The organism is Nitrosococcus watsonii C-113 (assembly GCF_000143085.1).
GTDB lineage: Bacteria > Pseudomonadota > Gammaproteobacteria > Nitrosococcales > Nitrosococcaceae > Nitrosococcus > Nitrosococcus watsonii.
In genome coordinates this window covers 1264560-1280899 of the sequence record NC_014315.1, presented here as the reverse complement: position 1 = coordinate 1280899, position 16340 = coordinate 1264560, and the positions used below count along the sequence as shown (strand labels likewise).

The window sequence follows — 16340 nt, the reverse complement described above, 5'->3', positions numbered from 1 at the left end:
CGTCAATATACATCTCGTTGATAGCGTCTGCCTTGTTGCAGGTCTCTCATGTATTCAACCGCTTTCTCGCGGGATACGCAACCTTCCTTTTCCACAATGGCAAGCAACGCCTCATGGACATCGGGCGCCATATACTCAGCATCGCCGCAGACATAAAAATAGGCACCTTCCTCTAACCATGCATATAACTCACGGCTATTTTCAAGCATCCGGTGCTGAACATACGTTTTTTTCTCTTCATCCCGGGAAAAAGCCACATCAATTCGGGTTAACAGGCCTTTTTTGCGGTAATCGAGCCATTCCCGCTGATAAAGAAAATCAGTATGAAAGTGCCTATCCCCAAAAAATAACCAATTCTTTCCCGTGGCGCCAATAATTTCCCGCTCTTCCAAAAAAGCACGGAAAGGCGCCACACCAGTTCCTGGGCCTATCATAATAAGAGGCGCATTGGGATCTTCCGGAAGGCGAAAATTTTTATTGCTGTCCACATAAACGGGCACTGTACCATCCTCGGAAACCCGTTCGGAAAGGAATGTGGTAGCCACGCCCTTACGACTGCGCCCATGACTTTGATAGCGGACCACCGCTACCGTCAGGTGAACTTCATCGGGATTAGCCTGGTAGCTGGAAGCAATAGAATAAAGCCGTGGTGGCAACTTTCTCAGCAAACCGACAAATTGATCGGCCGTGATTCCAGGCAAAGGAAAACCACGAATAACATCAATGACTTCCCGGCCATAGATGAAATTTCGAAGTTGCGACCGATTTTCTTCTTGTAGCAGCCTGCCAAGTTCTCGTGACTCAGCAAAGGTAGCATATTTTTCCAGGAATGGCCGGGTAATCGTAGTGATTTCATAGCCATGAGACAAAGCGTCTTCCAACGTGCTGCTCTCTCCCTTGCCATCGGTAACAATCGCCTGGGGATCAAGCCCTGACACCTCTATCAGTTCAGCCACTAATTCTGGACAATTGCTCGGGACAACACCCAGGGAATCCCCAGGCTCAAATGAAAACTGCGAACCTTCCAGGGACAGCTCGATATGTCGAACGTCCTTACTAGAGCCCCGCCCCGTAATTCTGAGGTTTTCTAATAAGGTCGCAGAAAAAGGGTTTTTTCTCGTATAGCTTGAAGCTATGGCCTGAGTAGCTACTGTTGAGCTGACGGCTGCTACCGCCGGCGTGTCGAGCCGCTCGGAAAGCGTTTGCAGTATCCCATCCATCCAAGCATCAGCGGCATCATCGTAGTCCACATCACAGTCTGCCCGCTGCGAGAAACGCTTTCCTCCCAGTTCCTCCAAGCGCGTATCAAAGTCCTGCCCAGTCTTACAAAAATACTCATAGCTGCTATCCCCAAGCGCCAAAACCGAAAACTGAAGACCATCCAGCTTAGGCGCTTTTTTACTATGAAGAAACTCATGGAATGCTTCGGCATTATCCGGAGGATCACCCTCGCCATGAGTACTCACGATCACGAAAAGGTAATTCTCCCGCTTCAACTGTCGAGGCTTGTAGCTTCCCATATCTTGTAATGTAGGAACACAACCTGCCTGGGACAGTTGGCCGCACAGCTTTTCTGCAAGCTTTTCCGCATTGCCTGTTTGAGAACCAAATAATACTGTAGCAGTCCGAGCAGCAGTACCAGAATCCGTTAGTGGCTGGGCTGCTGTAGGCTGCACCACACTCGCGGCTCCCTGCTGGGCCGCATTAAAACCAGCAAGATAACCGCTGAGCCAGGTCATTTGTTCAGGAGAAAGCTGAGGGATAAGGCGGTTTAAATATTCCGCCTGTTTTTCGGTAAAAATACTATTTTGAGTACTAAATAAATCGTGTCCCATGGCGAGTTATGTCAGTGTCTCCTAAGTAATTCTTATGACTTGCTAAAAAATCGTGATGATTCCGGCGATAAGCCTTCATTAAGGCAGAAAAATAACAAACACGCCTTATAATGTAAAGTAATAAAAAATTATTTATTATAATTATTTGTTATAATTACAGCAATAAATCACTTAATTGAGCAGGAAAAGACCTTGCAGGAAAATATCGCCCCATATAGCTTGCTATTGCACATTTCCGTATAATTGATACTAGACTTATAAGCAACGAATGCCAATTTATTTACAAATGGAGCAATCATTACATGCAAATTGATGTGTTTGATACCTACGTCACGACAACAGAAGGCAAACGGCTGCATTTCGATGTGTTTCTTCCTACAGGCAAGCAGGGAGAACTGGCACGGCAATATGCCAAAGAATGGCTTGAAAGCATTGGTATCCATACAAAAGATGTCCAACAGGAATCTTGCAATTATTGCCACAGTGAAGCTGCTAACCCCAAAGTGCAGCAACATATCAAGCAACACGGATACTATATTTATCAGATGGAGGGCTGTCCTTCGTCAGAGCGATAACCTAAGTCACGCTAAGGCAGCCTGCGGGTATTTTGCGCCAGCACTTAATCTTTGCCGGACCAGTTTTGGTGAGAGTGGGTAGTATTTTCTCCTCCCGGCTATAAGCTGCTTGCAGCGAAATAAAACTTAAAAAGCACTTATAAAAAACTAAGTGCTTTTTTTTGCCCGTGAAAAGGCCTCTGCCATTACCCCTCCTCCTTGAGCAGCCGGCGATAATTTAGCTTTACTATGCCGAGGTTTTTTCATGGGCTCTTTGGCTGTAAGCTGGGATGATTGTTTTTCTGCCATCTCGCCTAATCGCATGGTTAAACCAATCCGCTTGCGAACGTTATCAATTTCCAGAACTTTCACTTTCACGATATCCCCCGCCGAAACGATCTCATGGGGATCCTTGACAAACCGGTCTGCCAAGGCGGAAATATGCACTAACCCATCTTGATGCACTCCTACATCCACAAAAGCACCAAAAGCAGTAACATTGGTGACCACGCCTTCTAGGATCATTCCTGGCTTGAGATCCTCCAACGTTTGAATTTCTTCCTTAAATACTGCGGTTTTAAAGGCGGGACGAGGATCGCGCCCTGGTTTCTCAAGTTCCCTGAGGATGTCTTGAAATGTAGGCAAGCCAAATTGCTCATCAACGAATAAGGCCGGATCAAGGGAATTCAGAAAATCCGTATGACCAATCAAGCAATGTATATCATGCCCAGTTTCTTCCATGATTTTTTGCACGATAGGGTAAGTTTCTGGGTGGACTGCCGAGGCATCAAGCGGATTATTCCCTCCTCTGATACGCAGGAAGCCAGCCGCCTGCTCAAATGTCTTCGCTCCAAAACGGGGAATCTCCTTGAGACCCTCGCGGGAAGCAAAGGGGCCATGCGTATCGCGGTATTCCACAGTGTTGCGGGCTACCGTTGAAGTAAAGCCGGATACATAGGACAGCAGGGCTGGAGAAGCCGTGTTGATATCAACCCCCACTGCATTAACACAATCTTCCACGACGCTCACTAGTGCCCGGCCTAATTGGGGCTGATTGACATCATGCTGATACTGGCCAACACCAATAGATTTGGGATCGATTTTAACTAATTCCGCTAACGGGTCCTGCAAACGGCGAGCAATGGAAACAGCACCTCGTAAGGAGACATCAAGATCCGGTAATTCTTCAGCCGCGCCAGCGGAAGCAGAGTATACAGAAGCTCCCGCTTCGCTTATCAGCAGCTTTTGCAATTCAAACTGCGGGAATTTTTTTAATAGCTCCGCCACCAACTGTTCAGTTTCCCGAGATGCCGTACCGTTGCCGATACCAACCAATTCAACCCCATGCTTTTGTAGCAAGCTAGAGAGGGTATTAATCGCAGCATCCCACTGTTTCTGGGGTGGATGGGGATAGATCGTGGCGGTTTCTAGTAGCTTCCCAGTCTTATCGATGACGGCAACTTTCACACCCGTGCGGAAGCCTGGATCCAGCCCTAAAACTGGACGAGAGCCCGCCGGAGCAGCTAATAGGAGGCTGCGCAAATTCCGGGAAAAGACATCAATAGCCGTTTCCTCTGCCTGCTCCCGCAGGCGTAATTTAAGATCCGCTTCTAGACGAGGATAAAGCTTTATTTTCCAAGCCCAGCGCACAGCTTGCAGCAACCAGGCATCGGCAGGCCGCCCTTGCTCCTCAATCCCGAAATGCCTGGCTACCATGAATTCACAGGGATGTTCTTCTCTCTGCTCCCTAGCGGGCGGCGTATCTAGGGTTAGTTTAAGCACTCCTTCGTTCCGACCACGAAAAAGTGCCAAGGCCCGATGGGAGGGAATTTTGCAAATGGCTTCTTGATATTCAAAATAATCCGCGAACTTACGACCTTGTTCCTCTTTCCCATCCTGTACTTTAGCGCTCAGCTTACCCTCTTTCCATAGATACTCCCTGAGCTGGCCCAACAAGCTAGCCTCCTCAGCAAAATACTCCATTAAAATCCGCCGCGCACCTTCTAAGGCTGCGGGTACCTCTTCGATACCCTTATCCAGATTTAAATAATCCACCGCCATTGCTTCTGGATCGAGTTCCGGATTTTCCAGTAACTGTAATGCGAGCGGTTCAAGTCCCGCTTCACGAGCTATTTGTGCTTTAGTGCGGCGCTTTGGCTTATAGGGCAGATATAAGTCTTCCAGCTCGGTCTTGCTCATTGCCGCTAGAAGTTGCTGTTCTAATTCCGCAGTTAGCTTATCTTGTTTTTCGATGGAACGTACAATCGTCTCCCGACGTTCTTCAAGCTCACGTAAATAAGCTAAACGGCCTTCCAAATAACGTAGCTGAGTATCATCCATCCCTCCCGTAGCTTCTTTCCGATAACGGGCTACAAAAGGCACTGTAGCACCTCCATCTAAAAGGCGTATAGCTGCGCTTGCCTGTTCAGGCCGAATTCCGAGTTCCTGAGCAATTATTCCTGCCGATTTCATGAGAAGATATTTTTTATCTTTTGAAGTACGATTTAATCTTGGCATTTCCCCTAACATCTAGAACCAAGCAGTAATTCCCCAGCCAGGGCAAGGCACTTTGATAGGCTGAGCAACTTATTCTGGTGATAAATTCGGGGTACTTGAGGGGTTAGGAGAGCGACGGTTGGGTTCTGGTAAATGAAAATGGGTATGAGTAAGCTCGGAAAGATGATATTCAGCAGGAACATGACACTCGCGGTGAAAGCTCAAACTCATCAAGAGCACGTGGTAACTAGGCCGTTTCCGCTCACCCATCGAGCGTAAGCAAAAGATCAATCCCCAGGAAAGGTGAAAGGAGGATTTTTTTGTTTTATTTAATAAATAAACACGTTTTTTTAAATTTTCTCGCAGTACCCCCATCCCCCACATTCCCCATGAAACCATTTTAACAATTATCACGGCAAGTGCAGATTTCTCCAGTCCCCAGACAAAAATAATTAACATCGTCCCCGCTGATGCGCTCCAGGCAAGAATACCAAGAGGGCCTCCAATAATGACTTTTATACTATCCTTATTTATTTTATTATTTTTAATGGGATTTACATTAGTATGCTTCATAAGTGAACTAGTCCTCAACAAAACCATAGGCTTGGCAGAAAAGTCCTTATTTACCCAACCCCATGTTAATACGCGGTCCTGCCTTCCACTGGCTTTTAGCCAGTGGAAGGCAGGACCGCGCACCCTCCTTTAAGCAACGCTAAGTGAGGGCACTCATTATTTTCAACCTGCCCTCAGTTATTGCGCTAACTCAAAAGACTTACTTACTCCATCTCAACTGAAAGATCAACCTAAATAAAAGATGTATTTTCTCTACCTAAAACAAAGAATTAGATTCTATAAATTACACCTTTAACAAAATTAATGAGTACATCTAACCGTTTTCCCTCACCTTGTCTCAGTGCCTTACTAATTTAGACCAGTACGTAAAAGCAAGTTCAAAATAAGTAGCCGATTAATTCTTGATTTATAAACTATTTATATACCTTTTTAAGGGCTGTTCGCCTTGCTAACAGCAACCAGCTTAGTAAAATAAGAAATTTGCAAACTCTCAGCTTCGGTACAATGGGTTCCATTATCTTGCAGCCGCAACTAGAAATATTAGCCTCGAAAATTCCCTCCTGCATGCAGCGCGATCAACATCGGCTAAAACGGCGCCTGCAACGACTCACTAAAGGAAATTCAAGCCACAATTTAGACCGCCTAACCCAAGCCATCGAAGATTCCCGCCTGTGGCGGGAACAGCGCCAAAATCAATTACCTAAACCAGCTTTTGAGCAATCCTTGCCAGTCGTTGAACGGCGGGAGGAAATCGGGACAGCTATCCGTAATCATCAAGTGGTTATTCTATGTGGCGAGACGGGTTCTGGAAAAACTACCCAATTGCCCAAAATATGCTTAGAACTGGGACGGGGCGTTGCGGGCATGATTGGCCATACCCAACCGCGCCGAATCGCGGCCCGTACTGTGGCCAACCGAATTGCCAAAGAACTCAACAGTGATATGGGGCAAATCGTAGGCTATAAAGTGCGTTTCCATGATCAGGTTGGCCCTAGTACCTATATTAAGCTTATGACCGACGGTATTCTCTTGGCTGAAACTCAGGGAGACCGCTTTCTAGACCAATACGATACTCTCATTATCGATGAAGCCCATGAGCGCAGTCTCAATATTGATTTTTTGCTGGGCTATCTCAAGCAACTGCTGCCGAAACGGCCTGATCTCAAGGTTATTATCACCTCTGCCACGATTGATACCGAACGCTTTTCTCAGCATTTCAGCCAAGCGCCCATTATCGAAATTTCCGGGCGCACTTATCCGGTAGAGATCCGCTATCGTCCCCTTTGTGGCGAACAAGCAACCCAGGAGCGGAATTTATCCGAGGGTATTCTAGATGCGGTGGATCAACTGTCCCGTCTGGGTCCGGGGGATATTTTGGTTTTTCTCCCTGGGGAGCGGGAAATCCGCGAGACTGCCGAGGCCCTGCGCAAACACCATCCCCCCCACACTGAAATCCTGCCCCTTTATGCCCGGCTTTCCTCCGCCGAGCAGAATCGGGTTTTCAAACCCCATTCAGGAAGACGCATCGTGCTAGCAACCAATGTTGCGGAAACCTCCTTAACCGTACCAGGCATTCATTACGTCGTGGATCCGGGGTTGGCCCGTCTGAGCCGCTACAGCGTGCGCAGCAAGGTGCAACGCTTGCCTATCGAAAAAATTTCCCAATCCAGCGCTAATCAGCGGGCAGGCCGTTGTGGCCGCATTGCGACAGGGGTTTGCATCCGCCTCTATAGCGAAGAAGACTTCCTCGACCGGCCTGAATTTACCGATCCGGAAATCCTCCGAACCAATCTGGCATCGGTTATTCTGCAAATGAAATCTTTGCAGTTAGGAGCGGTGGAAGATTTTCCCTTTCTCGATCCCCCTCTCCCCAAAATGATTAATGATGGTCTGCGGCTACTAGCTGAATTAGGGGCTATAGACAAGACCCATAATTTAACCCCTATAGGCCAAAGGCTGACGCAACTTCCCATTGACCCTCGTATTGGCCGCATGGTGTTGGCAGGTGGTGAATTTCATTGCCTTAGGGAAATACTTATCATCGCCAGCGCCCTCAGTATCCAGGACCCCCGGGAACGCCCCCTTGACGCCCAGCAAGCCGCCGATGAAGCCCATTCCAGGTTTCAGGATGAGCGCTCTGATTTTCTCTCTTATCTAAAACTATGGGAGGACTTGCAACGCCAATGGGGACGCCTTTCCCAGAATAAACTCCGGGCTTACTGCCGGGAGCATTTTCTTTCCTACTTGCGCCTTCGGGAATGGCGCGATATCCACCAACAACTCAAACTACTGGCCACCCAACTTGGCTTTCGTCCCAATCAGGTGGCAGCGGAATACGAGGCTATTCATCGGGCGCTGCTCACGGGACTGCTGGGCAATATCGCTGCTAAATCAGAAAAAAATCACTATCTGGGCGCAAGAAATATTAAGCTCCAGATCTTCCCCGGATCTGCCCTCTTTAAAAAAAGCCCCAAGTGGATCATGGCGGCGGAATTGGTGGAAACCTCCCAGCTTTATGCCCGCTGCACCAGTAAGATTGAGCCTGAATGGCTTGAACCTCTTGCCCTCCATCTCGTTAAACGCAGTTATTTTGACCCCCATTGGGAGAAACGCCCTGCCCAGGTAATAGCCTATGAACGGATCACCCTTTACGGTCTTACGGTGATCCCTAAGCGCCGGATTCATTATGGTCCCATTCATCCCGAAGAGGCGCGGGAAATCTTTATTCGCGAGGCCCTGGTTAATGGCGACTATGATACCCAGGCCCCCTTCTTCCGCCATAATCAGAAATTGGTAGCAGAAATAGAAGAACTAGAGCACAAAAGCCGGCGACGGGATGTGCTTATTGATGAGCAGAGCCTCTATCAATTCTATGAGGAGCGGCTTCCAGCGGGGATCTACAACGGCACTGGCTTTAAGCAGTGGCGCCAACAGGCGGAGAAAAAAAATCCCCGGCTATTATTCCTCAGCCGGGAAGAATTGATGCGTCATGATGCAAAAGAGATAACAGGAACGCGTTTTCCCGATCAAATAACCGTAAAAGGTTTCCCCCTTACCTTGTCCTATCACTTTGAACCGGGCCATCCTGCGGATGGAGTAACGCTAACCGTCCCCCTCGCCGTGCTCAATCAATTGGAAGCAAACCGTTTTCAATGGCTAGTCCCAGGGCTGCTTAAAGAAAAAATTATTTGTCTGATTAAAGCCCTACCTAAGAGTTTACGCCGTAATTTCGTGCCCGTGCCTGATTTTGCAGAGGCTTGTATGCGCGCTTTATCTCCCGCACAAGGCCCGTTGCTAGACAAGCTAGCTCGCCACCTCCAAATCATGACGGGAGTCCCCCTCTCCGCTACTTGCTGGCAAGAAATAGAGCTGCCACGCCATCTGCAAATGAATTTCCGGCTAGTGGATGAAAAGGATAAAGAGCTGGCTACCGGCAGGGATTTGACCATCCTACAGCAACAGTGGGCCAGCAAAGCCCAGCGCAGCTTTCGGGGCTGGGATAATAACGAACTGACCCGTGAAGGGATCACCCAATGGGATTTTGGCGAACTACCAGAACAGATTGAATTAGAACGCCAGGGGCTTAAACTCAAGGGTTATCCTGCATTGCAGGATACAGGAACCGCGGTTTCCCTGGTCATTATGGATTCAGCCGAGACGGCGCAGGAACTCACCTGCTTGGGATTACGGCGTCTGTTTATGCTGGTATTGACTCAGCAAATTAAATATTTAAGAAAAAATCTGCCAGGCATTCAGAAAATGTGCTTGCACTATACGGGCCTCCCAGCCATGCCGTGGGGGGGCAATACCCCTTCCCAATCCTCTTGCGAAAGCCTCAAGGATGCCTTGATTCAGGGAGTCATAGACCGCACTTTTATTCTTGACCGCCCTCCCATTCGCAATAAGCAAGCATTTATGGCCCGTAAGGAAAAAGGCTGCGCTGAACTCATGGCCACCGCCAATAAACTCTGTCATCTCGTGGAGGAAATCCTGGCTGAATATCACGAGGCCGCCAAGCAGCTAAAGGGCAATCTTCCCCTTGTATGGCTAACCTCCATTCGTGACATGAAGGAACAACTAGCCCATTTGGTCTATCATGGTTTTATTAACCAGACACCGCCAGCATGGCTTAGTCATCTTCCCCGCTATCTCAAAGGGATAAGGCTACGACTTGCAAAACTGCAGGCAAACCCCCACCGAGATCAGCAACGACAAGCAGAAATTACCCCTTTATGGCAAGCTTATGAGAAAAGAATGGCAATACAGCACCAGGAAAACGGACCATCTCCAGCCTTGGAAACCTATCGCTGGCTACTGGAAGAGTACAGGATCTCCCTTTTTGCCCAGGAACTAGGGACCAAGCACCCAGTCTCCCCTAAGCGGTTAGCCGCTCAATGGCAAGAGGTTTAATTAAAACCCCAAATATTGCTCTATGATTTCAACCCAACGCCACAGTGATCATTTACTCCCTCAGTCTGCCTCCCAATTGGAAGAAGCCCGAGCGCTTCTAGCAGATGAAATTGATGATGAAAGCCAAGTGAGGTCTTTGATCGTCCAGGGGGACGCCATTGTGGAATTGCTAGCGAAGTTGCAAGTGGATACCGAGACCCAAATTGCCGGACTATTGTTGCCAGCGATGGAAGCAGGACTGCTTAAACGGGAAATTGTCACCAAAAATTTGGCTCCGACAATTACGCGGCTACTCCGAGGATCTGAACGCCTGGCGGTGCTAAAACATTACCGTAATAATAGCGAAAAAGATCCGATTCAAGCTGAAAAACTGCGTAAGATGTTACTAGCTATTGTGGAAGACCCCCGGGTCGTCCTCGTACGCTTGGCCGATCACCTCTATCGCCTGCGCAACGCTAACAATGCGGCCATAGCGACTCGCCAAACGTTAGCTCAAGAAACCCTGGATATCTTCGCCCCCCTGGCTAATCGCCTAGGTATCTGGCAACTTAAATGGGAACTGGAAGATTTGGCTTTGCGCTATCTGCAACCTCAAATTTACCAACGGCTAACCAAGGCTCTGGATAAGCGACAGGTAGACCGTGAGCGATATATTATCCAGGTGAAAGAACAGCTCAAAGAAGCACTCGCCCAGGCAGGTATCCAGGGCCAAATCAGCGGTCGCCCTAAGCATCTTTACAGCATCTGGAAAAAAATGCAGGCTAAAAATCTAGCCTTCCATCAGCTATTTGATGTCCATGCCTTCCGGGTCATTGTGGTGGATGTAAGAGATTGCTATGCGACCCTAAGCCTAGTACACACACTCTGGACCCCCATCCCCGAGGAATTTGACGATTATATCGCCCACCCTAAACCCAATGGCTACCGTTCCCTGCATACCGCAGTGCTTGACCCACAGGGAAAACCCATGGAAATACAGATCCGTTCCTTGCAGATGCACGAAGAATCTGAGTTAGGAGTAGCCTCTCACTGGCGTTATAAGGAAGGAGCGGCGCTGGATACGGGTTTTGAGCAGCGCGTTGCCTGGCTTCGAAGCTTTTTGGACCGGAATGAGTCCGGCTCCAGTAGCACCGATCTCATTGAACAATTCAAATCCGAAGCCTTCCATGACCGCATCTATGTTCTAACGCCTCAGGGACGCGTTATCGACTTACCCGAAAAAGCAACTCCCCTGGACTTTGCCTATGCTATTCACACTGAGGTCGGCCATCGCTGCCGGGGCGCCAAAGTAGATGGGGCCATGGTGACTTTAACCCAACCACTCGCCAGTGGCCAGGAAGTAGAGATTCTCACTACCCGGGAAGGCGCCCCTAGCCGGGACTGGCTTAATCCGCGCTTAGGTTACCTCCATACTCCGAGCGCCCGAGCCAAGATTCAACGCTGGTTTAAGCAGCAAGATCATAGCCTCCACGCAGCCCGCGGCCGAACTCTCCTGGACCGGGAACGGCAGCGGCTCAGGCTGACGGAAGTGGATTTAGCGCCACTACTCAAACGGTTTCGTCACCCCCGTCCGGATAGCTTGCTGGCAGCGCTAGGACGTGGTGATATCAGCCTTGGCCAGCTCAATACAGCACTCCGGGAACAACAGCCGGAACCTCCCCCGCCAACGTTTGGGGCAAACCCACCCCCAAGGGCCTCCTCAACAACTGAAAATGCTATCCACGTACTAGGAGTCAGCGATTTGCTATCGCGTCTAGCCCGTTGCTGCAGCCCTATCCCCGGTGACCCCATTACAGGCTATATCACCCAGGGGAGTGGCGTCGCTATCCACCGCCGCGATTGCCCCAATATTATTAAACTCTCGCAAGAGCGCCAGAATCGTCTGGTGGAGGTGGCTTGGCGTCACCCAATGGGAGAGGCCCACTCCATGGATATCTCCATTCAAGCGGAAGATCGTAAAGGATTGCTACAGGATATTACCCGCCTTCTGGCACAAACGGATACTAACATCCTCGCTATCAATACGGTCAGCGATCGCTCCTCTGGACAGGCCCATATGCGGTTAACCATTGAAGTAAACGATACCGAGCAGCTAAACAGCCTGCTCAAACGCCTCACCAGGCTTCCCGGTATCATCAATGCTCACCGCTTCAATCCAGGAAAGTAAAGGAAACCCAATTGGAACAGCTTACTACTGATTGCATCTGCGGCTCTGGTATGCCTTATACAGAATGCTGCGGGCTTTACCATTCCGGCAAAAAAAATGCTTCTACCGCGGAAATACTCATGCGTACCCGCTTTACAGCCTTTGCTATGGAAAATGAAGCTTATATATTGGAAACTTGGGAGCCCACCAAGCGGCCACCAAGGGTGGATTTTCCGAAAAAGGGCACTCAGTGGAAGCGCCTGGAAATTATGGAAAAGAAAAAAGGAGGTGCCCAAGATACAAAAGGAATTGTTGAATTTAAAGCCTATTATTTACTGGAAGGTGAGGAATATGCTGTTAATGAAATCAGCCGTTTTCGCAAGGGACAGGGACGGTGGTATTATCTGGACGGCGCAGTCAAATCCATTGCCAAGGTAGGTCAGCACACCAATAAAGGGAAAAACGCGCCTTGCCCTTGTGGCAGCGGCAAGAAATACAAGCGCTGCTGCGGAAAGCCTAAATAGGAGACATTATTTAATAAGCTAATCCTGCCGCTTTCTCATTCCTTCTTTTTCAATAATTCTCCCAGCCCGGCGAAAGCTTTATAACCGGCAGCCTGATTTTCTCCAGCAGGAGAATCCAGGGCTCCACCGTCTACCCTATCAATAAAGCGGGCATGTTCATTGTCATGGCAATAAAGGCACAATAGTTCCCAATTACTGCCGTCAGCAGGATTATTGTCATGATTATGATCCCTATGATGCACAGTAAGTTCATGCACCGTAGCGCGCGTAAACTCCCGTCTGCACCGACCACAAATCCAGGGATACATCCGCAGCGACTTCTCTCTATAACCCTGTTCCCGTTTAGTCCGATTACGCTGAGCCTCGGCAACGATTTCATCCAGTTTATGGGTGCTTGATCGGGTTTTTTTCATTAGCTCACTTGCTCCTATATTGATAGTGTTCCGCCTCCACCCTAAAAATGGGCGGCTAGCGAGTAGCAGATACTGGCAATAGCCAGAAACAAAATCCACCCTCAACCATCGGCTTTGAGCAATAGCTGCGGGCAATAAAAATTGCTCCCCACATCATCGGTAAAATTTTACTTTAATAAAGTAAAATTTTCACATCACCCTTACCTCCCTTAGGCTAAACTAATAATTAATTGCTTTTCATAACGAGTATCCACGGGCCGAAGCGCCGAAGGCGGTATTATTCAATGGAAGAACCGAGGATAGGTAGCAAGCAAACAGCTCCGGAACCACGCGAATTCCAGAATGGGCCTCCTGACCCTCCTCGCACCGCAACCCTGGAGCGTATTAATCCCAAGCACATCTTCGCCGTGGCCACCGTAATCACCTTGGTGGCGCTTGGCGCCACCATCTTCTACCTCTTTAACCCGGATGATTGGACACTCCCCAGCTTTGTTGTGATCATCGTACTCATGTTCTTTGCCCTTTCTACTGCGAACTCGTTGCTGTTTGTCAATTCCACTCGCATTGGTGGCACCCTAATGGGCCTGACCGTAGCAGTTGCGGGACCTGTCGCCCTGTGGTTTAGCGGTATGCTGCTATTCTTTTACCTCGTACCGCCGACAGCGCTGTTTGAAAAAGCAGCTGATTTGTTTGAGCAGGCCAAGCGGTCTGAAGAGCCCCTTAGGCGGCCCGTCACCATTGAAAAATTTGGCGATCTCATTACCCAAGTAATGGAGAGGGAGCTCAATTGGAGCAGCTACACCAACTGGAAAAAAGACCAAGATACCGTGGATAAAATTTTCGATGAGGAGGAGCCCACAACCCTGCGCAACTTGCTAGGCGGTCTTTATGAGACCCGCAAATTGGGTGGCAAACCGCTAGCCATGCTAAGGGAACCCCATATCACCACGGTATTTTTCTATTTTGAAAAAGCGGTCATCAAAGTGCAACGCATCACGGGCCTGCGGGAAGGGGAAAATACCTATATCCGCTTCGAGTCCCATGGGACCGAGTCTGATGCAAAAACCGCTTCGGTAATCTTCGTGGGCGATAGCGATAAAAACAGCGGAACACTACGGAGAATGAAGCGTTTCTCCTCTAATAGCTCCTATAAGGGTTATTACGAAGAGATTTCTGAGAATCCGGTGGACTGTCTAATCCTCGCCTACTATGACGATGCTGTCCAAGAGGATTATTTGATCGTCAATCTAAAGCGCTTCTCCAATGACCTTTCCGGGCGCATCGATCTGGCGGCAGTCAGCCTGGATGAGATCCACCCCATTAACGCAAGCAGCTTTTGGCAAATACAGCCGCCTCTGTTCCTCAAGCGCATCATTTCATCAACTTCCAACGAAGAGCATATTGAGGTTCCACTGGTATTCCAAAAAGTGCAGGGAGCGGACGTGGAAGCAGCCCAGAAAGTACACGATAGAATTATCCCCTGGCTCGAGACCCTAGACGTGTCCTTGGCCAATGATCAAATCGGCGCCTCACCCGTACGGAACCTCATCGAGGCAGTTCGTGGCGCCTTTGAAAACGCCACCGGCGCCCCCACCCTGGCCGAAGCGTACCATTTGATAAAAGATGAAAACTTCAAAGCCTATCACCTCGAAAATGCCCGTTATGCTTCCATGATGCTGCTGCGGAGGTAGATAGGCAACCCTATCCAGAGATGGGTATTCGGGCGCGCTATCTTCTGCTCTGCGCCCTATTTGGCGCCCTGGTGGGCCTGCGCTATACCCTGGAGGTTTGGGTGTTCGCTCGGCTGGCGCCCGGGGACCGCGCCGTCCTGGTGCTCATGGCCGCCAGCTTTGCTGGGATGCTGCTCGGAGAATTGGCCGCGCCCCCAGTCTCCGATCATTATAGCCGCCCAGCCGCCATCGCCGCCGCTGCTGGGGCACAGGGTTGTTGGGCCCTGCTGACAATAGGTGGGATTATCGGAAACGCCCCCTCCCTAATTTATGCTGCTGGACTGAGCTTTGGTATCGGCCTGGGACTCTACCACGCCTCGTTGGATGCTTGGCTGGACGAAGCCTGGAACCGGAAGACTGGCGGGCTTCCAGCTACGGATCGCCAACTTACCGAAGGGTATTTACTCTATAATCTGGGCTATCTCGGGGCCGCAACTCTGGCCTTTCCCCTACTCTACGGCCCGCCCTGGGATGCCTCCCTAGATCGCCCTAACTTGGCCAATATTAGTCTAGCTCCCTACGCGCTTGCCCTGGGATTGGCTAGTAGCGCGATTTTACTACGCCCTCCCCGGCTACCGAATTTAAGCACCCAGCCCCCCCGCTCACGGAAACTTCTCGTCTTTCCCCTCCGTGATTATCTGGCGGTATTGCGGCGTGGGCGCGCAGGCCTCCTGGTTGCAGTCACCATAGGCGCCGGCACCAATTTACTGTTTCAGTATATCGACTACCTCGCACCCGCTAAGCTACTGCCAGGCAGCACCGTCGCCGACCGCGCGCTGAGCATCTTCGCTTTCAACTGCATCGTGGTGGTGCTGGTAAGCGCTCTCGGCACCTATCTGGCTTGGCGTTTCCCCACCCAGAAGCTGACCCATAAGCAACGGGCATTGCTCATCGCGGCTGCGCTTTGCCTGTCTCTTAGCCTGGGCGCCGCGGCAATAACCGGCCCCCCGCCTGCTATCCCCCTTTTGTTGGGCTTAGCGCAGTCAATCCTGCTCGCCCTGCCGCCACTCGTTAAATCCTGGATGCTAGATTACGCGGTGGGGGGCCTGCGCGCCACAGCCCTATCCCTGCTCGGCATCGCCAAACGGAGCCTAGGAATTGGGGCGACTCTGGGCCTCTTTCTTGCCAGTCAAAATGCTCCTTCAGAGGACCTAAACAATCGCGATTTCTTCATCGTGCTTGCCGGAATAGGAGGCTTTTGTGTAGTAATTCTTGTTACCTACGCCTTATCAAGGCGGTAACAGAGATTCGATTCCCTTTGGGACCACGTAGGGCGGGAAAGCGAAAACGCATCCCGCCTTCCAGGGGCAACGGGCAGCCCGAGCAGGTTAACCATTGATGCTGCCACCAATGTATTACCCAGCGTTCCCCTTCAGCGGCCGCAAGTGGTTCAATTGCAAGGGACTTACTTAGGCATTGTCATCACTTACCTTGATCTCACAATCTCTTGGAGCGGGTTGGGATATTTTTGCCTTAGGGTTTTGATACCAAGCATGTCGCATGCAGGCGGGGGGATTTTAATCTCCGAAAGGAGCGCGAATCACGGGCCTCTTCGAGGCGCGCACCCACTCATAATAATTTGATTGTGTCTCCTGCTTTACAAGGGCTTCGGCTTAACTCTGCTAATTTTTGATTAACCACTTGTTTTAAAAAATAAAA

10 protein-coding genes are annotated in these 16340 nt (G+C 49.8%); 6 read left to right on the top strand and 4 right to left on the bottom strand.

From position 1 onward, the window contains the following. Window positions 1-2: 2 nt before the first annotated feature. Entirely contained in the window at window positions 3-1835 is a 1833-nt protein-coding gene (locus NWAT_RS05855) for an assimilatory sulfite reductase (NADPH) flavoprotein subunit (protein ID WP_013220222.1), read from the bottom strand. Between the two features lie 302 nt (window positions 1836-2137). Between NWAT_RS05855 and NWAT_RS05850 the strand changes: the two genes are divergently transcribed. Next, window positions 2138-2410, top strand: coding sequence for a DUF2024 family protein (locus tag NWAT_RS05850; protein ID WP_013220221.1), 273 nt, complete (start codon window positions 2138-2140; stop codon window positions 2408-2410). 147 nt (window positions 2411-2557) lie between these two features. On the opposite strand, the gene NWAT_RS05845 is transcribed toward NWAT_RS05850, so the two are convergent. Beyond that, the gene (locus NWAT_RS05845; RefSeq protein WP_041350906.1) at window positions 2558-4861 is read right to left on the bottom strand and encodes a Tex family protein; all 2304 of its coding nucleotides are present in this window, start codon (window positions 4859-4861) and stop codon (window positions 2558-2560) included. A gap of 114 nt (window positions 4862-4975) precedes the next feature. Further along, window positions 4976-5458, bottom strand: a complete 483-nt coding sequence (locus NWAT_RS05840; protein WP_013220219.1) for a hypothetical protein — start codon at window positions 5456-5458, stop codon at window positions 4976-4978. A gap of 504 nt (window positions 5459-5962) precedes the next feature. Between NWAT_RS05840 and hrpA the strand changes: the two genes are divergently transcribed. From hrpA to NWAT_RS05825, 3 genes are read left to right on the top strand one after another with little or no spacing between them, the layout of a single operon-like run. Then, entirely contained in the window at window positions 5963-9868 is a 3906-nt protein-coding gene (hrpA, locus tag NWAT_RS05835) for an ATP-dependent RNA helicase HrpA (protein ID WP_013220218.1), read from the top strand. A gap of 22 nt (window positions 9869-9890) precedes the next feature. Continuing rightward, window positions 9891-12035, top strand: coding sequence for a RelA/SpoT family protein (locus tag NWAT_RS05830; RefSeq protein ID WP_013220217.1), 2145 nt, complete (start codon window positions 9891-9893; stop codon window positions 12033-12035). Between the two features lie 11 nt (window positions 12036-12046). Next, window positions 12047-12538: a YchJ family protein gene (locus NWAT_RS05825; RefSeq protein ID WP_013220216.1), complete on the top strand. Its 492-nt coding sequence runs from the start codon at window positions 12047-12049 to the stop codon at window positions 12536-12538. A gap of 35 nt (window positions 12539-12573) precedes the next feature. On the opposite strand, the gene NWAT_RS05820 is transcribed toward NWAT_RS05825, so the two are convergent. Next, window positions 12574-12951, bottom strand: a complete 378-nt coding sequence (locus tag NWAT_RS05820; protein WP_013220215.1) for a YajD family HNH nuclease — start codon at window positions 12949-12951, stop codon at window positions 12574-12576. Between the two features lie 284 nt (window positions 12952-13235). Between NWAT_RS05820 and NWAT_RS05815 the strand changes: the two genes are divergently transcribed. Next, window positions 13236-14642 carry a hypothetical protein gene (locus NWAT_RS05815; RefSeq protein WP_013220214.1) on the top strand — a complete coding sequence of 469 codons (1407 nt, stop codon included), beginning with the start codon at window positions 13236-13238 and terminating at the stop codon, window positions 14640-14642. A 20-nt stretch (window positions 14643-14662) separates the two neighbouring features. Then, window positions 14663-15922, top strand: a complete 1260-nt coding sequence (locus NWAT_RS05810; RefSeq protein ID WP_013220213.1) for a hypothetical protein — start codon at window positions 14663-14665, stop codon at window positions 15920-15922. The last annotated feature ends 418 nt before the right edge of the window (window positions 15923-16340 follow it).